Here is a 21687-nt window from a genome sequence, read left to right on the forward strand (position 1 = left end):
CCCCCCCCCCCCCCCCCCCCCCCCCCCCCCCCCCCCCCCCCCCCCCCCCCCCCCCCCCCCCCCCCCCCCCCCCCCCCCCCCCCCCCCCCCCCCGCGGCGGTTCCGTGGCACGGTGACGGGCGGGGCCGACCGGGCACGCACCCCGCCACCGAACCCACCCCCCAGCACAGGAGCCGCGATGACCCCCCGCCGCCCCCCGCGGTCCCGGCGGCCCGGAACCCGTACGCCCGTGGCCCTCGCGGTGCCCGCGCTGCTGGCCGTGGCGTTCCTGGCGATGCCCCTCGTCGGCATCCTCGCCCGCACCTCCTGGGGCGAACTGGGCACCCACCTCACCAGCCCCGGCGTCAGCCAGGCACTGCGGCTCTCGCTGCTCGTCTCCTTCTGGGCGCTGGGCCTCTCCCTGCTGCTCGGGGTGCCGCTCGCCTGGCTGCTGGCGCGCGTCACCTTCCCCGGGAAGGCGCTGGTGCGGTCGCTGGTGCTGCTGCCGATGGTGCTGCCGCCGACCGTCGGCGGCGTCGCCCTGCTCCTCGGCTTCGGCCGCCGCGGCGTCCTCGGCCCCTGGCTGGAGAGCACCTTCGGGCTCACCCTGCCGTTCCACACCTCCGGCGCCGTCGTCGCCGCCACCTTCGTCGCCATGCCGTTCCTGGTCATCAGCCTCGAAGGCGCCCTCGCCGGACTCCGCCCCGCCTACGAGGAGACCGCCGCCTCCCTCGGCGCCTCACCGGTACGCGTCTTCCGCACCGTCACCCTCCCGATGATCGCGCCGGGCCTCGCCGCGGGCGCCGCCCTGACCTGGGCCCGGGCGCTCGGCGAATTCGGCGCCACCATCACCTTCGCCGGCAACCTGCCCGGCACCACCCAGACACTCCCGCTCCAGGTCTATCTGCTGCTCCAGGACTCCCCGGAGGCCGCCACCTCGGTCTCCCTGCTGCTCCTCGCCATCGCCATGGCCGTCCTGGTGGCCCTGCGCGGCCGCTGGGCCACGGCCCCCGCCCGCCGCACACCCCGCCGCGCCGCCCCCGACGACCGGCCGGGCGCCACCGCCGACGGCGGTACGGTCCCGAGCCCCGACCACGAGGACTCCGTCCCGGCGCCCGAGGACCGCCACGCCCTCCACGCCGACGTCACCGGCTTCACCACCCTCACCCTCGACGCCGCCCCCGGCACCACCCTCGCCGTCGTCGGCCCCAACGGCGCGGGCAAGACCACCCTGCTGCGGGCCCTGCTCGGCCTCACCCCGCGCGCCCGCGCCGACCTGCGCCTCGGCGACCTCGACGCCACCGCGCTGCCCCCGCACCGCCGCGGCGTCGCCTGGGTCCCCCAGGACGGCGCGCTCTTCCCGCACCTGAGCGCCCTGAGCAACACCGCGTACGGACTGCGCGCCCGCGGCGTGCCGCGCGGGGCGGCCCGCCGCGCGGCCCAGGAATGGCTGGACCGGCTCGGCGTCGGCGCGCTCGCCCACCGCCGCCCCGGCCAGCTCTCCGGCGGCCAGGCCCAACGCGTCGCCCTGGCCCGGGCGCTGGCGGCCCGCCCCCGGCTGCTGCTCCTCGACGAACCGCTCGCCGCCCTCGACCAGACCACCCGCGCCCACGTCCGCCACACCCTGCGCCGCCATCTCGCGGGCTTCGGCGGCGTCTGTCTGATCGTCACCCACGACCCGGTGGAGGCGGTGTCACTCGCCGACCGGGTGCTGGTCCTGGACGCCGGACGGGCCCTCCAGGACGCGCCGCCCGCCGAGGTCACCCGCAGCCCGCGCTCCCCGTGGGTCGCCCGGATGCTGGGCCGCAACGCCTGGCCGGGCACCGCCACCGCCGACGGCCTCGCCCTCGACGGCGGTGGTCATGTCATCGCCGCCGATCCGCTGCCCGAAGGCGCCGCGGCGCTCGCGATCCTGGCGCCCGAGGCGGTCTCCGTCCACCGCGAACGGCCCGGGGGCAGCCCCCGCAACGTCTGGCCCGGCACCGTACGCGAGATCACCGCCGCCGGCTCCCGGCTGCGCATCCAGATCGCCTCGCCCCGCACCCCCGACCTCGTCGCGGAGGTCACCCCGCAGGCCGCCGCCGACCTGGAGCTGGCCGACGGCGTCGCCGTGTGGACGAGCGTCAAGGCGACGGAGGTCTCCCTCGTCGTCCTGTGACGCCACCCGGTCAGTGCGGGCGCTCGGCCGGCTCCAGGACGAAGACCGGGATCGTCCGGTCGGTCTTCTTCTGGTAGTCGGCGTAGTCCGGGAACGCGTCCACGGCCCGCGCCCACCACTCGGCCTTCTCGGCGCCGTGCACCTCACGCGCCGTCATGTCCTGCCGCACCGGACCGTCCTGCAGCTCCAGCCGGGGGTCGGCCACCAGATTGTGGTACCAGACCGGGTGCTTGGGCGCCCCGCCGAGCGACGCCACCGCCGCGTACCGGCCGTTGTGCTCCACCCGCATCACCGGCGACTTGCGCAGCTTGCCGCTCTTCGCGCCCCGGGTGGTCAGCACCACCACCGGCATCCCGCGCAGCGTCGTGCCCTGCTGCCCACCGGAACTCTCGATCAACTCCACCTGCTCGCGCACCCAGGGTGTCGTGCTCGGCTCGTACTCGCCCTCAAGAGGCATCGGGGCTCCTCGTCCTCGTCGTCACAGCCAACTTGCGCCGCCGCACGGCGGCCCGTCCCACTCAACACCGGAGCCCCGCGATTCACTCCCCAACCGGGCTGCCGTGTCGCGCCGTCGGATCAAGAACCGGACACCGCGGACCCGGCGCCGGGCGGTAGCCTCGGAGCGACGGAGCCGACGGGGTACGGGGGATGGAGCGGCAGTGGTCAACGAGCAGGCGGGGAACGGGCGGTCGGCCGGAGCGGGGGAGCCCGGCGGCCCCGGCGTCCACCAGGGCGCCTCGGCCCGCGATCACGGGGTCACCCACCAGGCGGGCCGGGACCAGACGGTCATCAACAACCACCACAACTACTACGGTGCGCCGCCCCGGCCCACCTCGCCACCGGCGCCGCCGTCCGCCCCGCCGGGCGGCGGCCGCGGGCCGCGCACCACGGTCCTGGCCGTGGCCGGTGCGGTCGTCGGCGCGGTGGTCCTCACCGTGGTCGTCAGCAACCTCGCCGCGTCCGGCGGCGCGCACGGCACCGACGACGGCCCCACCCCGGGCCCGACCACCACCACTCCCACCAGCACCGCCGCGACCACGCCGCCGCCGAGCGAGGACCCCACCTCGCCCGCGCCGGGCGCCGTCCGGTGGAAGGGGGCGCTGCGGCTGGACAACTCCGACGTGAGCAAGGAGATGGACACGAAGCCGCCGGCGGTGGTCGAAAACAGCGACCCCGGCGCGGACCTCTGGTTCTGGCACGACATGGACGGCCGCCTGAAGACCGCCCATCACGCGGTCGTCGCCGATTGGACCGGCGATGGGCTCCCCACGGCACAGCAGTGCGCCGACGCCGTGGGTGGCGGGGGCACCGAAGATCTCCCCCTCGCAACCGGCAAGGTCATCTGCTTCCAGACCAGCGACCACCGCATCGGCCGCCTGAAGGTCACCAAGTTCTGGTACGACGTCGGCGACGGCGGCGCCACCTTCGACGCGGTGGTGTGGGAGACGGGATAGGGGGCCTCACCCCCGCGGCGCCACCGCCTCCAACTCCTCGACGGTCCCCGCCATCAACGTGCGGACATGTGCGGTGAGGTGCTCGACGGGCCAGTCCCACCAGGCGACGGCCAGCAGGCGGGTGACGTCCGCGTCGTCGTAGCGGGTGCGGATGAGGCGCGCCGGGTTGCCGCCGACGATGCCGTAGTCGGGGACGTCGGAGGTGACGACCGAACCGGCGCCGATGATCGCGCCGTGGCCGATCCGTACGCCGGGCAGCACCGTCGCACCGTGGCCGAACCAGACGTCGTGGCCGACGACGGTGTCACCCCGGTCGGGCAGCCCGGTGAGCAGGTCGAAGTGGTCGGCCCAGGCGCCGCCCATCGTCGGGAACGGGAACGTCGAGGGGCCGTCCATCCGGTGGTTGGCGCCGTTCATCAGGAACCGCACACCGGTGCCGAGCGCGCAGAACTTGCCGATGACCAGCCTCTCCGGCCCGTAGTGGTACAGCACATTGCGCGTCTCGAACGCCGTCGCGTCCTCGGGGTCGTCGTAGTACGTGAACTCCCCGACCTCGATCAGCGGGGACGTGACCAGCGGCTTCAGCAGCACCACCCGCGGCTGCCCGGGCATCGGGTGGCGGGTCGTCGGATCGGGCGGTACGGGCATGGCGGCGGCTCCTCGGCAGCGGACGGCGGACGGCGGTCCATGATCACGCACCGGGCCGCCCAGCACACCCGATTTCCCGCGGGCGTACGGCCGTTGCCGTGCCCTACGCTCTTCCACGCGGCGCCGCCGCACCCGTACGGTCACCCCGCACGCCGTCCTACGACGCCCGATGAGGACCGCACATGCTCGCGCAGCACACCGCCGCCCCCGACCCGGCGGCCGCCGCCCCCACCCTCGAACGCGGCGCCATCGGCACGGGCGACCTCGTCTTCTTCGTCGTCGCCGCGGCCGCGCCGCTCACCGTCATGGCGGGCGCCGCCCCCGTCGCCATCGGCATGGCCGGTCCGGCCGTGCCGCTCGGCTACCTCGTCGCCGGACTGCTCCTCATCGTCTTCGCCGCCGGATTCACCGCGATGAGCCGCCACGTCCGCAACGCCGGCGCCTTCTCCGCCTACATCGGCCGCGGACTGGGCCGCCCGGCCGGCGCCGGCGCCGCCTATGTCGCGCTGCTCGCCTACAACGCGCTGGAGGTCGGGCTGCTCGCCGCCTTCGGGCACTTCACGGCGGGGGCGTTCGCGGACCTCACCGGGGTCCGCGTCGCCTGGTGGCTCTGGGCGCTCGGCGGGCTCGTCGCCATCGGCGTCCTCGGCTACCTCCGGGTCACCCTCAGCGCGAAGGTGCTCGGCGTCGCCCTCGTCCTGGAGGTGCTGGTCCTCCTCGTCCTGGAGACCGGAATCCTCGCGCACGGCGGCGGACCGGCCGGACCGGACCTCACCGTCCTCGCCCCCGCCCACCTCGCCGCCCCCGGCGTCGGCGGCATGTTCGTCCTCGCGATCGGCGCGTTCGTCGGCTTCGAGGCGACCGCCCTCTACGCCGAGGAGACCCGCGACGCGGCGCGCGCCGTACCCCGCGCCACCTGCCTCGCCGTCGCCTTCCTCGCGCTCTTCTACACCCTCACCACCTGGCTGATCATCAGCGCTTACGGGGCCGGCCAGGTCCAGGACCTCGCACGCGGCCCCGGCGGCACCGAACTGTTCTTCACCGCCGCCACCCGCTTCGTCGGCGCCTGGGCCGCCGACACCATGCGCTTCCTCCTGGTCACCAGCGCCTTCGCCGCCACCCTCGCCTTCCACAACGCCGCCACCCGCTACGGCTACGCCCTCGGCCGCGAGGGGCTGCTGCCGCGCCGCCTCGGCACCGTCTCCGCCCGCACCCGCGCGCCCGCCGTCGCCGTCCTCGCCCAGTCCGCCTGCGCGCTGGTGACCGTGGCCGTCACCGCCGTGGCGGGGGCCGATCCGTACACGGTGACGTTCCTGTGGACCAGCGGCACCGGCATCGTCGGCGTGATGGTGCTCCAGGCGCTCGCCGCGGCCGCGGTGTTCGGCTTCTTCCGGGCCGACCGGCGCGGGCTGCCCCGGTGGCGGGTGGTGGCCGCACCGCTGGTGGCGTGCGCCGGGCTGATCACCCTCACCGTCCTCGTCTGCCGCAACTTCACCCTGCTCACCGGCGCCTCCTCCGGCGTCAACGCCGCCCTGCTCGCCCCGCTGCCCGTCGTCGGCGCCGCCGGGATCGCCCTGGCGCTGCGTATCCGCCGCCGCGACCGGGCCGCGTACGCCCGGCTCACCACCGTCGACGGCGACCGCGACTGACCGCACGCACCGGTGCCCCGGACCCTCCGCGGAGAGGGCCCGGGGCACCGGCGGTGACCGCGCCGTCAGGACGCCAGGACCGGCTCCGGACGGACCCGGCGGCGCTGCTCCGACCAGCTGTGCAGCGCGGTGGCACAGGCGTGGTCGAGATGGCGCAGGCCGCTCAGGTCCAGCTCCACCTCGCGGCCCGGGGGCAGCTCGGCGAGCTGGTCCAGCAGCTTCGGCAGCCGCAGGAACGTCGCATTGCCCACGGCCCGCACCCGGATCGGCGCATCCCCGTCCGGCACGGTGATCTCCAGCTGCACCTGCGAGGTGTCCCAGGCGGTCTTGGCGACGGCCAGCAGCAGACCGATCAGCACGCCCTCGAACATGTTGACCGTGACGATCGCCACCGCCGTCACCAGCAACACCAGCGCCTCACCGCGGTGTTCGCGCCACAGCGGCCGCAACTCCCGCAGCGGCAGCAGCTTCCACCCGGCGTGCACCAGCACCCCCGCCAGCGCCGCGACCGGTACGACGCCCAGCGCCGCCGGGAACGCCGCCGCGAACAGCAGGATCCACACCCCGTGCAGCACCCGCGACGCCTTCGTCCGCGCGCCCGCCTGCACATTGGCGGCGCTGCGCACGATCACCGCGGTCATCGGCAGCGCACCGAGGACGCCGCACACCGCGTTGCCCGCGCCCTGCGCCATCAGCTCCTTGTCGTAGTCGGTCTTCGGCCCGTCGTGCAGCCGGTCCACCGCCGCCGCGCTGAACAGCGACTCCGCCGAGGCGATCAGGGCGAACGACAGGACCGTGCCCAGCACCAGCGGCTCGGTCAGCCGCCCGATGTCGGCGAGAGCGGGCGGCTGCACCGCCGCCAGCAGCCCGCTGACCTCCACCCGCGCCACCGGCAGATCCAGCACGAACACCGTGGCGGTGGCGAGCAGCACGGCGGCCAGCGGCGCCGGGAGCAGCCGCGCCGCCCGCTTCCAGCGCGGCCACAGCACCAGCACCGCCACGGTGCCCGCACCGACCGCGAAGGCGGTGGCGGCGCCGCCGTCCCGGGCCGTCTCCCAGACCAGCCGGGGCAGCCCCGCGAGGTTGGCGAGCCCGTCACCGGGCGCCTCGGCGTCGGTGAGGGTGTAGAGCTGCCCGGCGATCAGCACCAGCCCGATGCCGGCCAGCATCCCCTGGACGACCGCGACCGAGATCGCCCGGAACCACCGCCCCAGCCGCAGTGCGCCCATGAGCAGTTGCAGGGCGCCCGCCGCCAGCACGAGGGCGCCCAGCGCCCCCAGCCCGTACGCCTGCACCGCTTCGTACACGAGGACGGTCAAGCCGGCCGCCGGGCCGGAGACCTGGAGGCTGCTGCCGGGCAGCAGGCCCGTCAGCAGACCGCCGACGATGCCGGTGACCAGGCCCAGTTCGGCGGGGACGCCGGAGGCCACCGCGACGCCCACACAGAGCGGTACGGCGACGAGGAAGACGACGAGGGATGCGGCGAAGTCCGCCCGGAGGGACGGGAGTCGGTTCACTATCAGTCGATTCATGGTGGGAGGAGCCGCCTTCACAGCGGGAGGAACGCGTCGGTCGCCGGGTCGTGCACGGTGACCCGGCCGGTGTGGACCTCGTAGAACCAGCCGTGCAGCCCGACGGAGCCGGTCGCCAGCCGTTCGCGCACGCTGGGGTAGGCACGGAGCCGTTCGACCTGTTCGCAGACGTGGCGGCGGACGGCGTTGGCCGCGGCCGGTTCCGCGTCGTGGGGCAGCGAGTCGGAGAGTTCCTGGCTGAGCCAGTCGCGGACGTCCGGTGCCGCGGTCAGGTCCTCCCCGCGGCACCGCGCGCCGACCGCGCCGCAGTGCGAGTGGCCGCAGACGACGATGTCGGCGACCTCCAGGACCCGCATGGCGTACTCGATCGTGGCGGCCTCGGAACTCGCCGCCCGGCCGGGGACGTAGCGGGGCACGGCGTTGCCCGCCGTGCGCAGTTCGAAGAGTTCCCCGGGGCGCGCGCCGGTGATCAGCGACGGGATGACCCGGGAGTCGGAGCAGGTGATGAAGAGGGCGAGCGGCGACTGACCGGCGGCGAGCCGGCCGTAGGTCTCCCGCTCCTCCTGGAGATCGGCGATACGGGCACTGTGGCCCCGGGCGTGCTGGATGAAGGTGTCCATGAGGACAGGGCTCCTGCTGATGAGGGTGGGCCGTGGAACACCGCCCGAAGGCGGCGGAAACGCGGGATGCGGTCGGTCCGTGGTGCTCAGCAGCGGAAGACGCAGTGCAGGACGGAGAGTCCGGACGGCTGCGCTCTGCCGTCGTCGGTCCGCGGCGGCACACCGGGCCCGTTCGTCGCGGGTACCCGGGCGGCCGGGGCACGGTCCGGCGCCGCCGGGGCGTTCGGGGGCGGCAGCGGAACGGCGTGACGGGGGCCGCGTCGCACTCCGTGGCCGCGTTCCGTCTCGCGTTCGGCGAGTTCGCCGTTGGTGTAGCTCGGGGAGCCCAGGGCGGGCGCCGCCGCCGTGGTGGTGCCGCTCGCCGGCGCCGTGACCGCGGCGGTGGCGGTCGGCGCGGCGGCGCCCAGCAGGAAGAGGAGGAGCACGGCGAGCGTGGTCATCGGTCGTACGGCCGGCCGGTGTCGGCCCGGCGTGTTCTTGCCCCGGCGCATCATCGCCTCTCGGTCTCGGTCGGCCCGGTGCGGCCGAGCGTGGTCGGGTGTACGGATCAACGGATCTGCGGGCGGAAGGGTGCGCGCCGCCGGGGCGGCGCGGCCGGGCGCCCGGGCCCCGGCCGGTCAGGCGGCGGCCGGTTCCAGGGCGGAGATCTCGGCGAGCGACATCCCCAGCCGCCGGTGCAGGAAGCGCACGATCGTCCAGTGCGGCAGCGCACCCTCGTCGAACGCGCCGAACGCCGCGCAGTACAGCGGGATCCAGCGCAACGCCTCCTCCAGCACCTGCTCGCGACCGGGCTCCTGCTGGTAGTCCTCGTACGCGATCGAGCGGTGCTCGATGAAGAACCGGCCGGGCAGCCGCTCCTCGCACAGGGCGCGGTACTCGCGGGTCTGGAGGATCAGGTAATGCCAGATCTCGTCGATCTCCTGCTCCACGGGGAGGAAGAGACCGCCGAGCCGGTCGTGGTGGCGCGAGACGAGGTAGAGGTAGCGCAGGCACTCGGTCACCTGACGCTCGACGAACTCCCTCGGCGCGCCGGTGGATTGTGTGAAGTGGGCGACCACCTCGGTGTGCAGCTCCGCGCCGAGCAGCGCGGTGAGGTCGTCGGCGGTCAGGACGGTGGGCGGGGGAGCGGTGGCGGTCATGGTTCTCCCGTGGGGTGGTCGGTGCTCAGGCGCCGGTGGCGAGCCAGGCGTACTTGCCGGAGGCGCCGATCGGCAGGTGGTCGTGGTGGTCGGGGCGGCAGTCGCGGCCGGTCAGTTCGCGGACGCCGTCCGCCAGCGCGGTGCGCTCCGCGTCGGTCAGCGGCGCCCCGTCGAACGTGGTGTACGCGAGCCGGGCCGGGCCGTCGCCGCCGGTCCGCAGCTGGTGGAGGAAGATCCGCGGGCTGGCGGCGCCGATCCGGTCGTCGAGATCGCCCTGCGCCACCGGTCCGTGCGCGGTGGCCAGCAGCTCCTTCTCCCGCCCGCAGAACCGCACGATCCGCTCCGGATCCGGGACCCCGCCCTCGGTACGGACGCAGTCGCCGGAGCGGTAACGCACCAGCGGCATGTACGGGTTGCGGATGCTGGTGACGATGAGCTGGAAGATCTCGCTGCCCGGGGCGACGGGCAGCAGTTCGACGCTCATCTTGTCCAGGTGCGGGCGGTAGCGGCCACGGCGGTCGCCGGAGTAGAGGTAGCCCAGTTCGGTGCTGCCGAAGAGGTCGATGACCGGGCAGGCGAAGTGCTGCGCCAGGAAACGGCGGACGTTCACCGGCGTGTACTCGTACGCATGGATGATGCTGGCCGGCGGCGGGAACGCGTCCCACAGGCCCCATCTGCCGATCTTCAGCAGCAGATGCGCCAGGTGGTAGCCCGAGCAGTCCAGGTGGTACCAGCCGCGCGGATGCGCCTGCCGGGCCGCGTCGATCTCCCCGAGCATCCGCAGGACCTCGTCGCGCTCCCAGAGCGCCGGGTCGAGCCGGAGATTGACGTACGAGGTACGCGAGTCGAGCCGCCGGTCGTCGGGGCCGGGGGAAGGAGCGGGGGCGGTGCCGCGCTTGGCCGCGTTGACCCGCGCGACGTGCTCGGTGGCCAGGACGGTGGTCAGCGACACCCGGCGGCAGCCCTCCTGCCAGGTGTGCGCGATGTCCGGGTGTTCGCTCCACAGCTGGTAGTAGGAGCGGAGCAGGAAGTAGGGCGGCCGGATGATCTGCATCCGGGCGTGGTTCGTGCCGGTGGACAGGACGAACTCGGCGTCGCCGTTCTCCAGGGCGGTGGCCAGCGCGGGCGTCATCCAGTTGTCGGGGAAGCCGCGGGCGATCTCCGGCTTGTCGAGCAGCGGGAAGTGCCCCCGCTCCAGCGAGTCGCGGTAGATCGGGATGTCCTTGATCTGCGCGCGGACCTCGGCCGTCGGCTGGCCGTCCAACTCCATTGCGTACCTTCACTCGTGCTCGGAAACGGGCACCCGACGGGAGGCGACGGGCGCGGGCCGTCGCCTCCCGGGGCGGTGGGGGTCAGGAGATGCAGCCGGCCTTGGTCGCGCTGACACAGCCGGCCTTGGGGGCGGCGCTGATGCAGCCGGTCTTCGGCGTGGCGCTGACGCAGCCGCTCTTGACCGCGGCGCCCGCGGAGTTGGCGGCCAGCCAGCCCTGCCAGATGTCGTCCTGCGCCATCTTCTTGATGAGCTGCTCCATGTCGGCCTCCGGGCGTTCGTGGGTGGGGTGGGGGTGTACGGCGCGGGACGCCGTCGCACCACTCGAAAGTAAAAGGATCACCAAGCGAGTGTCAATGAACGGCAATCTGACGGGCGGGTGAATGCCGCTCCGCGCGCCATCTTTGGCGCAATTCCGCCACTTGGTGTGACAGGGGAGGTGGTGTCGGACCCTGCCTCGCGGGTGGAGTGGGTGCGGGTAGATCAACAGGGCGGCGGTCGCAGGGCGTTGGGACCCCCTGGCCTGCGGCCCTGGCGGTCGGGGCCCGCGCGTGGGGCCGTCCGCCGCTGCACTAGGGTGACGACCTGGTGTGACACCTCATCAGATGTGAAGAGTATGAAAAGAAGTGCATATGCCAATCGATGGATGTGCTTCTTCCTTGAATGGTGAAGAAGGGTGGTCCGACGGTTCGAAGGGTGACGGGATAACCCCTCGAATGGGTGGGGCAAAAGGTACGGAAGTCGATATACCCGGCGACTATTTTCGCTCTCACTTGGAGGTGAGTAGGGTGTGCCCCGCCACGGCCGGATCGGGGGAAACGATCCGGCTTAATTCGGCGCGTAGGGAATGTGAGCGGGGGGACGATGACGCCTTCAGGACCAGGAGGGGCTCATGGCGGCTGGCTCATTCGAAGGGCAGTACGTGTGGAGTCCGGCAGCCGATGACCGGCAGTTGGCGCAGGCGTGTATGGATGTCAGAGCCGGCCGGTACTTCAGCGCACATGAGGTACTCAAAGAGGCTCGGGGGGATTTCGAGGTACGGGCACACAGGTCGCTGGTGCTGGCATCGGAAGCCGCCGACTCGGATCTGTCGGAACGCTGGATAGCGGAAGAGCCGGGACCGGAAGCCGCACTCATGTGGGCACGGGTCGCGATGCTTCGGGCATTGCGGATGGCGGATACCGACGACCGGCGGCACGAAGCTCTCGTGCGTATCGCGCGGACGGCGGCGGAGCGCGCCACCCAACTGCTGCCCGACGACCCCACGCCGTGGGTCTGCCAGCTGGCGCTGTCGCGCTTCCAGCGCCCCCGCGACCCGGCGCCGCAGGGCCTGCTCACCGCGCCCACCGGGCCGTGGTACCTCTTCGCCCACATCCTGCGCATCGCCCCCTGGCACCGCGAGGCCCACCACCGCTTCCTCGCCTTCTTCTTCAGCCGCAACGGCGGTTCGGCGAGCGCCAGCTGGGACGTCGCCGCCTTCCTCGGACAGCGCGCCGCGGCCTCCTCGCCGCTGCGGCTGCTGCCGCTGGTCGCGTTGGTCGACGAGTACAACCCGACGGCGCTGCTGGCCGACCGCACCTGGGAGCAGCCGCAGTGGACCAGCACCGCGCTGAGCATCCACCGCCACTGGTTCCCCCATGTGGCCGACTACCGCTTCGTGCCGGTGGTCGACCTCTCCTATCTCGCGCATGCGCTGTTCATGGCGAAGCGTGAATTCGAGGCGCGCGAAGTCTTCACGGCGATGGGGCCCTATGCGGCCCGTATGCCGTGGAGCGCTTTCGGGCCGCCCGAAGAACAATTGACGAAGGCCCGGCGTTCCTGCGGTCTCCCGGTCCCCGGAGCCGCCTGAGCGTATTTCCCTTCTCCTGCGGACACCTGTGTGAGATACGACGTGTACCGATAGCGCCGAAAGTGCGACTGTTCGCCCCCACCGAAGTCCCCCTATCAGCTCTGTCAGAAAGGATACGGTAGTGTCCGAACGCATTGCGCCGCCCCGCGTGAATACACCTCATTCGGTGGATTCCGCAACGCTTGATGACGATGCCACGCTGCACGCGATGGGATATCCGCGGAAACTCACCAGAAGATTCCGCGCGTTCGACAACTTCGCGATCTCCTTCACCATCATCAATATTATTTCCGGGATCTTCTCCTCCTTCGGTTTCGGAATGAACGCGGGCGGCCCGCGGGTTCTGGTGTTCGGCTGGATCGGCGTCTCGATCATGGTGCTGTTCGTCGGCGCCGCCATGGGCGAAATCGCCTCCGCTTACCCCACCAGCGGCGCCCTCTACTTCTCCGCCGGAAAGCTCGCCAAGCGTCACCGAGGCGCCTGGTCCTGGTACACCGGCTGGCTCAACTTCGTCGGACAGGTCGGCGGCACCGCGGCCACCAACTTCGCCGCCGCCACCTTCATCCAGGCGTTCCTCACCATGCAGTGGCCGTCCTACGTCGCCACGCCGCAGCAGACCGTCGCCATCACCGCCGTGATCCTGCTGCTCCAGGCGCTGGCCAACACCTACACCGTGCGACTGGTCGCGGTGTTCAATCGTATTTCCGTGTGGTGGCTGCTCATCGGAATGGTGGTGATCGTCGCCGCCCTGATGATCATCCCCGACAGTCACCAACCGGCGTCGTTCGTCACCCATTTCGCCAACAACACCGGCTTCACCCACGCGATTTACGGCGGAATGCTCGGACTGCTGGTCACCAGCTGGACGTTCACCGGCTTCGACGGCAGCTTTCACATGTCGGAAGAGACCGTGAAGGCCACCGTCAACGCCCCGCGCGGGATCATGCGCGCCATCAGCTACTCCGCGCTCACCGGCCTCATCCTCATGCTCGCACTGGTGTACGCGATCAAGGATTACGGCCACGCCGCGAGCGCCGACGCACCGCCCGTGCAGATTCTCATCGACGCACTCGGACCGGGCACCGCCAAGCTGCTCCTGCTGATCGTCATCGGCGCGATGCTCTTCTGCGGGCTCGCCAACATGACCAGCAATACCCGGCAGATCTTCGCCTTCTCCCGCGACGGTGCGATGCCCGGCTCCCGCTGGTGGCATTCGGTCTCCGCGCGCACCCGTACACCCGTCAAGGCGGTATGGCTCGCCGCCGCCTGCCCGCTCGTGCTGGTGCTGCCGGGATGGTGGTCGCACACCGCGTTCACCGCCGTCGTCAGCGTCAATGTCGTCGGTCTCTTCCTCGCCTACGGCGTGCCGATATTCCTCCGGCTGCGTCTCGACGACTTCCAGCCCGGCCCGTGGAACCTCGGCCGATTCGGCAAGCCCGTCGCCTTCATCGCGGTGACCTGGATCGTGATCAGCAATGTGCTGTTCATGCTCCCGCAGGCGTCCCCGATCACCGCGGCATCGTTCAACTACGCGCCGATCGCCCTCGCGGTGGTCCTCGTCATCGCCACGGTCTGGTGGTTCGCCACCGCCCGCCGCCGCTTCCAGGGGCCGGTCAGCTACGGTCGCCCCGACGAGGTCGCCGCCATGGACCTCATCTGACACCCCGTCCGACCCGCCCGGGGGTACGCGAGGTGCCGTACGGCCGCCGCGTACCCCCGCCGCACACCGGCCCCGACCGAAGGGACGCACCGATGCCCACCTCCGGCACCTCCACCTCCGCACACGAACTCGCCGTCACCGCCGCCTCGTCGGAGGAGTGGCGGCTCGTCGAGGAGTGGGCGGCCGACGAGGAGTGGAACCCCGGGCTCGCCGACACCGGGTGCTTCCACCCCACCGACCCGGCCGGATTCTTCACCGGCCGTCTCGGTGACCGCACCGTCTCCGCCGTCTCCGTCGTCACCTACTCCGACGACTACGCCTTCCTCGGCTACTACCTCGTCCACCCCGACCACCGCGGACAGGGCCTGGGCCTGGCCACCTGGCGCGCCGCCGTCCCGCACGCCGGGACCCGGACCATCGGCCTCGACGCCGTTCCCGCGCAGAAGGCCACCTACGAGCGCGCCGGGTTCACCGCCGCCTACGAGTCCGTCCGCTACGCCGGGCGCCCCACCCCGGCCGACGGGCCCTCGCCCGCCGAACCGTTCACCGCGGCTCACCGGGACGCGGTCCTCGCCTACGACCGGACCTGCTTCCCCGCCGACCGGCACGGTTTCCTCGCCCGCTGGCTGACCGCGCCCGGCCACACCGTCCGCGTCGTGCTCCGCGACGGCGCCCTCACCGGCTACGGAGTGATCCGCCCGGCCCGCAGCGGACACCGCATCGGCCCGCTCTTCGCCGACACCCCCGAGGACGCCGCAGCCCTCTTCGACGCGCTCGCCGCGGCCGCCGGTCCCGCGGCCGAGATCGTCATCGACGTCCCCGAAACGGCACCTGCCACCCAGGAGTTGGCGCACGCCCGCGGGCTGGTGCCCGTCTCCCGGTCCACCCGGATGTACACCGGCGCCGTCCCGTCCGTCCGGCAGGACCGGATCCACGGGACGACCAGCCTGGAGCTGGGCTAGCCACCGCCGGGCGGCGCGGGGCGTCAGTAGACGTCGCGGAGGTAGCGCCGCTCGGCGGCCAGGCGGGTGACGTACGCGGCTGCGCCCTCCTCGTCGAGACCGCCGTGGGCGATGGCGACGTCCCGCAGCGCCCGGTCGACGTCCCCGGCCATCCGGGAGGCGTCCCCGCAGACACAGAAGTGCGCGCCGTCGCACAGCCAGGACCAGAGCAGTGCGCCGTGCTCGCGTATCCGGTCCTGGACGTAGACCTTCTCCGGCTGGTCGCGGGAGAACGCGGTGTCCAGCCGGGTGAGCGTCCCCGCGTCGCGGAGGGATTCCAGCTCGGCGCGGTGGTGGAAGCCGCTCGCGCGGTGCCGTTCACCGAAGAACAGCCAGTTGGGGCCGGTGTGCCCGCGGGCCCGCCGCTCCTGGAGGAAGCCCAGGAACGGGGCGACGCCGGTGCCCGGCCCCACCATCACCAGCGGCGTCGCCGGGTCGGCCGGGGGCCGGAAGTGCGGGGAGCGCCGGACGAACACCCGCACCGGCGCGCCGGTTTCGGCATCGGCGAGGTGTGCCGAGGCGACCCCGTGGCGCGCTCGGCCGCGGTGGCCTTCGAAGCGGACGACGGAGACCGTCAGCCGGATCAGCCGCGGGTCCTGGAGCGGGCTGGAGGCGATCGAGTACAGCCGGGGCCGCAGCCGGGGCAGGACGGCGGCCCACTCGGCGGCGGACGCCCGTACCGGATGCGCGGCGAGCACATCGAGCGCCTGCCGGCCCCACGCCCACGTGGCACGCTCCTTCTCGGCCCCGGGGTGCAGCAGACGCGCCAGGAGCGGGTCCCCGGTGCGGTCGGCGAGCAACCGGAGCAGGTCGGTGGTGAGCCGGGTGGGGTCCAGATGGTCCGCCAGCGCGGTGGCGAGGGGGACGGTGCCGACGCCGGCGACCTCGACCGGGGCCGCCGGGGCGGCGCCGGTCACCGCCAGCCACTCCGCCACCACCTCGGGACGCTGGCGCGGCAGCACACCCAGCGCGTCCCCCGCCTCGTAGTGGACGGGCACCTCGGCCTCGCGGGTGTCGAGCGCGAAGGCCCGGACCTCCTTGCCGGAACCGGGGCCGCTCAGCAGACGGTTGACGGTGAGGCGGGCGGTGGCCGGGGCGTGGCGCGTCGCGGCCCGCGGGGCCGCGGGTTCGGCCCCGGACCGGGGTGCGGGCTCGGAGACCTCCGGGCCCGGCGCGGAGGCGGTCCGCGCGGATCCGGCGGCGGAAGATTCTTCCCCGGCGGCCCCGTCCGCTCCCTCCAACGCCTCCCACACCGCCGCCAGCCACTCCCGGGCGGGCTCCGTGTCGTCCGCATCGCACTGGGCGCGCGGGACCAGGCGGTGGGCGCCGAGGGCGGTCAGCCGGTCGTCGAGGCGGCGGCCGTGGCCGCAGAAGTCGTCGTAGGAGGAGTCGCCGAGGGCCAGGACGGAGTAGGACGCGCCGGCCAGGCGGGGCGCGTCCGGGGCGTTGAGCGCGGCCCAGAAGCGGGCGCCGTTGTCGGGGGCGTCGCCGTCGCCGAAGGTGCTGGTGACCAGGAGCAGTACGGCATCGGACGGCAGGGCCGCGGGCGTGCCGTCGTCCATCCGCAGCAGCCGCGCCGGGCGCCCGCGCGCGGTCAGCCCGCGGGCCGCCTCGGCCGCCGCCTCCTCGGCGTTCCCGGTCTGCGAGGCCCACAGCACCAGCACCTCCCGGGCGGCGGGCGCGGCCTCCGGCTCCGTCATACGGGAGAACGCCCCGGCCAGCCAGCCGTTGACCCACAGGGCGTGGTCCGGGGTGAGCGGGGTGCGCTCCGGCAGCACCGGGGCGCCCGGCGCGCCCGCGCCCACCCCGGCGAGGAACCCGGCGAGATAGCGCCGCTCCGGTTCGGCCAGGGCCGGTGGCGCGATACCGCCGGTGTGGAAGACCTCGGCCGCCGCCGCGGCGAGCGGCGACGCGACGGCGGCCATGGCGCCTGCCGGGCCGGACGCCACCAGCTGCCCGCCGTCGGCCGTCCCGGCGACGCCCGCGCCCCCGGCCGCACCGCCACGGGCCGCGCCCACCGCCGCCTCCGCACGGGGCGCGGGCACCGACGCGACGGACCTGGCCCCGCGTCCGGGCTCGGCGCCCCGCCCCGCTTCCGCCGCCGTCGCCACCTTCGTCAGCGCCACCGCGCACGCCTTCGTCCCCGGCTGGAACGACACCGGGTCGACCGCGTCATGCGTCACCGCGTTGACACTCAGATACTCGCCGAACAGATCGTTGCGGTGGAACGGTGCGAAGCAGTCGCCGGGCCGGACACGGTCGTCGACCTTCGCGGGCAGCACCGCGCGGCCGCGCCGGGAGGCGACCTCCACCGCGTCGCCGTCCGCGATCCCCAGGGACGCCGCGTCCCGCGGATGGATCTCCACGAACGGCCCCGGGTCCAGCGCGTCGAGCCGGGCGATCTTCGCGGTCTTGGTCAGCGTGTGCCACTGGTGCGGCAGCCGGCCGGTGTTGAGGAGGAACGGATAGCTGTCGTCGGGGAGTTCGGCGGCCGGGAGGGACGGCCGGGCGTGGAAGACGGCCCGCCCGGTGGGCGTCGGGAACCACAGCCGGGGGCGGCTGCCGTCCGCCCGCACCCGGGGCGGCTGCGCCGTACCGTCGTTGAGGTAGCGCACCGGATTGCGGTCCGGGCCGTCCGGATCGGCGCTGGGCCACTGCACCGGGCCGCGGCGCAGCCGCCGGTGGCTGACGCCGCGCAGGTCGTAGCCGGTCCGCGGATTCTGCGCGCGGGACAGCTCGGCGAAGACCTCCTCGGCGCTGTCGTACGCGAACGCCTCCTCGTACCCCATCGCGCGGGCGACGGCGGCGATGATCCGCCAGTCCGGCCAGGCGTCGCCGGGCGGGGGGACGGCCTGTTGCATCAGGGTGAGGTTCCGCTCGGAGTTGACCATCACCCCCTCGGTCTCCGCCCACATCGCCGCGGGCAGCTGCACATCCGCGTACGCCTGCGTCTCGGTCGTCGCGAACACGTCCTGGGTGACGACGAACTCCGCGGCCTCCAGGCCCTCGATCACGGTGCGGCGGTGGGCGACCGAGGCGACCGGGTTGGTGCACAGGATCCACGCCGCCTTGATCTCGCCGCGCGCCATCCGCCGGAACATCTCGATCGTCCCCGGGCCGCCGCTGCCGGGCCGGATCGTCCCGGGCGCCAGCCCCCACAACTCCTCGGTGAATGCCCGGTCCTCCGCCACCTCCGCCGACCGCTGGCCGGGCAGCCCGGGGCCCATGTAGCCCATCTCCCGGCCGCCCATCGCGTTGGCCTGCCCGGTCAGCGAGAACGGGCCGCAGCCGGGGCGGCAGATCGCGCCGGTCGCCAGATGCAGATTGATCAGCGCATTGGTGTTCCAGGTGCCGTGCGTCGACTGGTTGAGCCCCATCGTCCAGCAGCTCAGCCACGCCCCGGCGGTGCCGATCCACTCCGCCGCCCGCCGCAGATCCGCCTCCGCCAGACCGGTCAGCGCGGCGACGGTGTCCGGCGGATGGTCCGCGAGGACGCCCGCCATCGCCGCCCAGCCCTCGGTGTGCTCGGCGATGAAGTCCGGGTCCGTGTGCCCGCCCGCCGCCAGCAGGTGCAGCAGCCCGTTGAGCAGTGCGAGGTCGGTGCCGGGCCGGATCTGGAGGAAGAGGTCGGCCTTGGCGGCGGTGGCGGTGCGCCGCGGATCGACGACGATCAGCTTCGCCCCGGCCCGCACCCGCTCCATCATCTGCAGGAACAGCACCGGATGGCAGTCGGCCATGTTGGAGCCGATCACCAGGAACACGTCCGCGTGCGCGAAGTCGTCGTACGAACCGGGCGGCCCGTCGGCGCCCAGCGACAGCTTGTAGCCGCTGCCCGCGCTCGCCATGCACAGCCGCGAGTTGGACTCGATCCATTCGGTGCGCAGAAAGCCTTTGGCCAGCTTGTTCGCCAGGTACTGCGCCTCCAGCGTCAGCTGTCCGGAGACGTAGAGGGCCACCGCGTCCGGGCCGTGCGTGTCGGCGACGGCGCGCAGCCGCCGGGCCGTCTCGGCGACCGCCGCCTCCATGGCGACCGGCTCGGGCTCCGCACCGCGGCGCGGGCGGCGCAGCGCCCCGGTGAGCCGCCCCGGCGCGGCCATCAGCTCCGCGCCGGTGGCACCTTTGGCGCACAGCCGCCCGGAGTTGGCCGGATGCGCCTTGTCGCCGGAGGCCCGGCGGACGGTCCGCCGCCCGTCCGGACCGGCCGCCACGTCGAGGACGACGCCGCACCCCACCCCGCAGTACGAACAGACGGTCCGCACCGGCGGGAGGCGACGCGGTGGCGGTTCGGGGGCGGTCATGTGCGGCTCCTCCCGTGCTGGGGGCTGTCGTCACCTCCCGCCTGCCGTACGGCCCTTCGGGCGGCGACGGGAGTGTGTGGGCAACCCCTCGGACGTGGTACGCCGACGACGCTAGAGAGCTCAGGTTTCTCCTGTGTCACACGGGTCGATCTTGTGGCGTTACGCCTCGTACACAGCGGCCCGGGGGGGGGGGGGGGGGGGGGGGGGGGGGGGGGGGGGGGGGGGGGGGGGGGGGGGGGGGGGGGGGGGGGGGGGGGGGGGGGGGGGGGGGAGGTTCCCTCTCCTCCCCCCCCCCCCCCCCCCCCCCCCCCCCCCCCCCCCCCCCCCCCCCCCCCCCGGCCCGGGGTGCGGGGAGGGGCGGGGCTCAGCCGAGGGCGGAGCGCTGCTGCCACTGCGGCCAGCTCTCCTGCCAGACCTCCAGGCCGTTGCCGACATCGGTGCGCTCGGTGTTGCTGGTGCCCCGGACCTCGACGGTGGAGCCGACCGGCAGGAAGTCGTAGACCCGCTTGGCGTCCGAGGTGGTCATGCCGAAGCAGCCGTGGGAGTTGTTGACCACGCCGATGGAGTTGTTCCACGGCGCGGAGTGCAGGAACGTGCCGGAGGCGGTGAGGTGGGTGACCCACTTCGCGTCCAGCATCCACTGGTCGCCGTAGCCGATGGTGGAGGAGTCCATCGTCTCGTCGGCGTTCTTGCTGCGGACGGTGTGGATACCGCCGCGGGTGGGCGCCTCGGGCGAGCCGGCGGAGCCCTTGACGGTGCCGACGGCCTTGCCGTTCTCGTACATGGTCAGGGTGTGCGACGGGACGTCGATGACGGCCTTGTGGTCGGCGCCGATGGTGAAGCCGAAGTCGTAGTCGCGGACGAACCAGCCGCCCTTGCCGGACGGGACGCCGGTCAGCGCGCCCTTGACGGTGACCTTGGTGCCGGCCGGCCAGTACGTCTTGGGACGCCAGTCGATGCGGTCCTTGCCGGACCAGTCGGTGACCCAGCCCCAGGCGCCTTCGACCTTGGTGCTGGTGGTGACCTTGAGGGCCTTCTCGATCCCGGCGCGTCGGCTCTTGTCGATCGGGTTGTCGAAGAGGATTGAGACCGGCATCCCGGTGCCCACGGTCTGGCCGTTGACCGGGGTGTTGGTGAGCTTGTTGACGCGGTCGGCCTCGGCGGTGGTGAAGACGGTCTTCTTGGTCGCCTTCCGCCCGCCGTCCGACGTGGTGTGCGTGGTGAGGGTGTACGTGGTGCCGGGCCGGACCCTGCCGTCGGAGGTCCAGGACGTGCCGCCGGACGCCAGCTTCCCGCTCACCGCGGCGCCCTTGTCGTCCTTCGCCTCGACCGAGGTGATCTTGCCGCCCTCGGTGCGTATCGCTATCGGCTTGCCGAGCGGTGCGGACTTCCCGCCGGCGGCCGGGGTGACGGTGACCTTGGCCGCGGGCTGATCCTGCGCATGGGAGGCGGTCGCGCCCGTACCGCACGAGGTCACCAGGGCCGCCGCGAGCAGAACGGGTATCCAGCGGACGGCATGACGGCGTGGTGCGGCGAGCACGGGTTCCTCCAAGAACACAGAGTGCAGACAAACGGGTGCGGAACGTGGGCACAGTGCAGCGTGCGGACGTTCCGCCGTTACAAGAGACGGTTTGTCGGCTTCCGTGGTTGTCCGCCGGATCGCACCTCAATGACACGATTCGGTATCGATGGCGGAAGAGCCCGTGTCCAGGAGGGCCGGTTCCCGGGTGGGATCCTGGATCAGGCCCTCCCAGTGGTCGGCCAGCGACGTCAGCAGACGTATCAGCTCGGCGCGCCGCTCGGTGTCGTACGGGACGAGCAGCCGGTCGTCGAGCAGGTCGAGGCGGGTGCGGGCCGCGTGCAGCGCCCGTTCGCCCTCCTCGGTGAGGTAGAGCAGCTTGCGACGGCCGTCGGCCGCCGCGGTGTGGCGGACGAGCAGGCCCCGCGTCTCCAGACGGCGGGCGACGTCCGCCATGGTCGAGGTGTCCAGGGCCACCGCCGTCGCCATCGACCGCTGGTCCCGGCCGGGCGCCGCCCGCACCGCCGTCAACACCGCGAACTGCGGTCCGGTGAGGGTCGGATCGACCTCGCGTGCCCACAGCGCGAGGTACGCCTGGTGGAGCCGGCGCACCTGATAGCCAGGGGCATCGGTGAGTGCCGGAGGGATCGCGGGCCCGGGCGCGGGTGCGGTGCCCGCAGGGGTCTCGTCAGCCATGGGGCCACTCAATCACGGTGATCGCGGACGGCGTGGGGGCGAGAGGTGCGGGGATGGGGGAGGGCGTACGCGCCCGGGGCGCGCGCCCCTCGGTCCTCGGGCGCGGGCGGGGTCCGCCGTGGGGGGGGGGGGGGTGGGGGGGGGGGGGGGCCCCCACCCCACACGCAGGGGTTAGGGGGGAGTCCTTCGGGGAGGGATGAAGGGGGGGGGGGGGT

17 protein-coding genes are annotated in these 21687 nt (G+C 73.4%); 6 read left to right on the top strand and 11 right to left on the bottom strand.

The features are described from left to right. Positions 1–178: 178 nt before the first annotated feature. Positions 179–2137, top strand: coding sequence for an ABC transporter permease (locus ACZ4U4_RS29925; RefSeq protein ID WP_467880775.1), 1959 nt, complete (start codon positions 179–181; stop codon positions 2135–2137). Positions 2138–2147: 10 nt separating this feature from the next. On the opposite strand, the gene ACZ4U4_RS29930 is transcribed toward ACZ4U4_RS29925, so the two are convergent. Beyond that, on the bottom strand, positions 2148–2594 hold the full coding sequence (locus ACZ4U4_RS29930; RefSeq protein WP_467880777.1) for a nitroreductase family deazaflavin-dependent oxidoreductase: 447 nt from the start codon (positions 2592–2594) through the stop codon (positions 2148–2150). Positions 2595–2796: 202 nt separating this feature from the next. Here ACZ4U4_RS29930 and ACZ4U4_RS29935 point away from each other — a divergent pair, with 202 nt between their 5' ends. Then, on the top strand, positions 2797–3591 hold the full coding sequence (locus tag ACZ4U4_RS29935) for a hypothetical protein (protein ID WP_467880780.1): 795 nt from the start codon (positions 2797–2799) through the stop codon (positions 3589–3591). A gap of 6 nt (positions 3592–3597) precedes the next feature. Here the strand turns inward: ACZ4U4_RS29935 and ACZ4U4_RS29940 are convergent, their stop codons facing one another. Next, positions 3598–4239, bottom strand: coding sequence for a CatB-related O-acetyltransferase (locus ACZ4U4_RS29940; RefSeq protein WP_467880782.1), 642 nt, complete (start codon positions 4237–4239; stop codon positions 3598–3600). A 182-nt stretch (positions 4240–4421) separates the two neighbouring features. Between ACZ4U4_RS29940 and ACZ4U4_RS29945 the strand changes: the two genes are divergently transcribed. Next, a complete protein-coding gene (locus ACZ4U4_RS29945) occupies positions 4422–5888 on the top strand; it encodes an APC family permease (RefSeq protein WP_467880785.1) in 1467 nt (488 codons plus the stop codon). 65 nt (positions 5889–5953) lie between these two features. On the opposite strand, the gene ACZ4U4_RS29950 is transcribed toward ACZ4U4_RS29945, so the two are convergent. From ACZ4U4_RS29950 to ACZ4U4_RS29975, 6 genes are all read right to left on the bottom strand, one after another. Then, a complete protein-coding gene (locus tag ACZ4U4_RS29950) occupies positions 5954–7420 on the bottom strand; it encodes a SulP family inorganic anion transporter (RefSeq protein WP_467880788.1) in 1467 nt (488 codons plus the stop codon). A gap of 17 nt (positions 7421–7437) precedes the next feature. Further along, positions 7438–8040, bottom strand: coding sequence for a carbonic anhydrase (locus tag ACZ4U4_RS29955; RefSeq protein ID WP_467880790.1), 603 nt, complete (start codon positions 8038–8040; stop codon positions 7438–7440). 86 nt (positions 8041–8126) lie between these two features. Then, entirely contained in the window at positions 8127–8480 is a 354-nt protein-coding gene (locus ACZ4U4_RS29960; RefSeq protein WP_467880793.1) for a hypothetical protein, read from the bottom strand. Positions 8481–8657: 177 nt separating this feature from the next. After that, positions 8658–9179 (bottom strand): glycine-rich domain-containing protein, encoded by a 522-nt coding sequence (locus ACZ4U4_RS29965; RefSeq protein ID WP_467880795.1) that lies wholly within the window; start codon positions 9177–9179, stop codon positions 8658–8660. A gap of 25 nt (positions 9180–9204) precedes the next feature. Then, a complete protein-coding gene (locus tag ACZ4U4_RS29970; RefSeq protein WP_467880850.1) occupies positions 9205–10443 on the bottom strand; it encodes a hypothetical protein in 1239 nt (412 codons plus the stop codon). Positions 10444–10531: 88 nt separating this feature from the next. Continuing rightward, positions 10532–10711 carry a hypothetical protein gene (locus tag ACZ4U4_RS29975; protein ID WP_467880798.1) on the bottom strand — a complete coding sequence of 60 codons (180 nt, stop codon included), beginning with the start codon at positions 10709–10711 and terminating at the stop codon, positions 10532–10534. A 630-nt stretch (positions 10712–11341) separates the two neighbouring features. Here ACZ4U4_RS29975 and ACZ4U4_RS29980 point away from each other — a divergent pair. The 3 genes from ACZ4U4_RS29980 (at position 11342) to ACZ4U4_RS29990 (ending at position 14920) form a co-directional block, all read left to right on the top strand. Next, positions 11342–12298 carry a hypothetical protein gene (locus ACZ4U4_RS29980; protein WP_467880800.1) on the top strand — a complete coding sequence of 319 codons (957 nt, stop codon included), beginning with the start codon at positions 11342–11344 and terminating at the stop codon, positions 12296–12298. Positions 12299–12506: 208 nt separating this feature from the next. After that, complete coding sequence (locus ACZ4U4_RS29985) at positions 12507–13958, top strand: amino acid permease (protein WP_467880853.1); 1452 nt, start codon at positions 12507–12509, stop codon at positions 13956–13958. Positions 13959–14050: 92 nt separating this feature from the next. After that, positions 14051–14920: a GNAT family N-acetyltransferase gene (locus ACZ4U4_RS29990; protein ID WP_467880803.1), complete on the top strand. Its 870-nt coding sequence runs from the start codon at positions 14051–14053 to the stop codon at positions 14918–14920. A 23-nt stretch (positions 14921–14943) separates the two neighbouring features. Here the strand turns inward: ACZ4U4_RS29990 and ACZ4U4_RS29995 are convergent, their stop codons facing one another. The 3 genes from ACZ4U4_RS29995 to ACZ4U4_RS30005 form a co-directional block, all read right to left on the bottom strand. Continuing rightward, complete coding sequence (locus tag ACZ4U4_RS29995) at positions 14944–19257, bottom strand: molybdopterin-dependent oxidoreductase (RefSeq protein WP_467880806.1); 4314 nt, start codon at positions 19255–19257, stop codon at positions 14944–14946. A 364-nt stretch (positions 19258–19621) separates the two neighbouring features. Next, positions 19622–20809, bottom strand: coding sequence for a L,D-transpeptidase family protein (locus tag ACZ4U4_RS30000; RefSeq protein ID WP_467880809.1), 1188 nt, complete (start codon positions 20807–20809; stop codon positions 19622–19624). A 114-nt stretch (positions 20810–20923) separates the two neighbouring features. Continuing rightward, entirely contained in the window at positions 20924–21472 is a 549-nt protein-coding gene (locus ACZ4U4_RS30005) for a MarR family winged helix-turn-helix transcriptional regulator (RefSeq protein WP_467880812.1), read from the bottom strand. Between the last annotated feature and the right edge of the window lie 215 nt (positions 21473–21687).

Source organism: Streptomyces sp. NPDC029159 (assembly GCF_055564055.1).

What these genes read in the sequence shown, in the direction of transcription:
- ACZ4U4_RS29925 (WP_467880775.1), top strand. Translation starts at nt 179, where the DNA reads ATGACCCCCCGCCGCCCCCCGCGGTCCCGGCGGCCCGGAACCCGTACG.
- ACZ4U4_RS29930 (WP_467880777.1), bottom strand. Translation starts at nt 2,594, where the DNA reads ATGCCTCTTGAGGGCGAGTACGAGCCGAGCACGACACCCTGGGTGCGC.
- ACZ4U4_RS29940 (WP_467880782.1), bottom strand. Translation starts at nt 4,239, where the DNA reads ATGCCCGTACCGCCCGATCCGACGACCCGCCACCCGATGCCCGGGCAG.
- ACZ4U4_RS29945 (WP_467880785.1), top strand. Translation starts at nt 4,422, where the DNA reads ATGCTCGCGCAGCACACCGCCGCCCCCGACCCGGCGGCCGCCGCCCCC.
- ACZ4U4_RS29950 (WP_467880788.1), bottom strand. Translation starts at nt 7,420, where the DNA reads ATGAATCGACTGATAGTGAACCGACTCCCGTCCCTCCGGGCGGACTTC.
- ACZ4U4_RS29955 (WP_467880790.1), bottom strand. Translation starts at nt 8,040, where the DNA reads ATGGACACCTTCATCCAGCACGCCCGGGGCCACAGTGCCCGTATCGCC.
- ACZ4U4_RS29960 (WP_467880793.1), bottom strand. Translation starts at nt 8,480, where the DNA reads ATGACCACGCTCGCCGTGCTCCTCCTCTTCCTGCTGGGCGCCGCCGCG.
- ACZ4U4_RS29965 (WP_467880795.1), bottom strand. Translation starts at nt 9,179, where the DNA reads ATGACCGCCACCGCTCCCCCGCCCACCGTCCTGACCGCCGACGACCTC.
- ACZ4U4_RS29975 (WP_467880798.1), bottom strand. Translation starts at nt 10,711, where the DNA reads ATGGAGCAGCTCATCAAGAAGATGGCGCAGGACGACATCTGGCAGGGC.
- ACZ4U4_RS29980 (WP_467880800.1), top strand. Translation starts at nt 11,342, where the DNA reads ATGGCGGCTGGCTCATTCGAAGGGCAGTACGTGTGGAGTCCGGCAGCC.
- ACZ4U4_RS29985 (WP_467880853.1), top strand. Translation starts at nt 12,507, where the DNA reads ATGGGATATCCGCGGAAACTCACCAGAAGATTCCGCGCGTTCGACAAC.
- ACZ4U4_RS29990 (WP_467880803.1), top strand. Translation starts at nt 14,051, where the DNA reads ATGCCCACCTCCGGCACCTCCACCTCCGCACACGAACTCGCCGTCACC.
- ACZ4U4_RS29995 (WP_467880806.1), bottom strand. Translation starts at nt 19,257, where the DNA reads ATGACCGCCCCCGAACCGCCACCGCGTCGCCTCCCGCCGGTGCGGACC.
- ACZ4U4_RS30005 (WP_467880812.1), bottom strand. Translation starts at nt 21,472, where the DNA reads ATGGCTGACGAGACCCCTGCGGGCACCGCACCCGCGCCCGGGCCCGCG.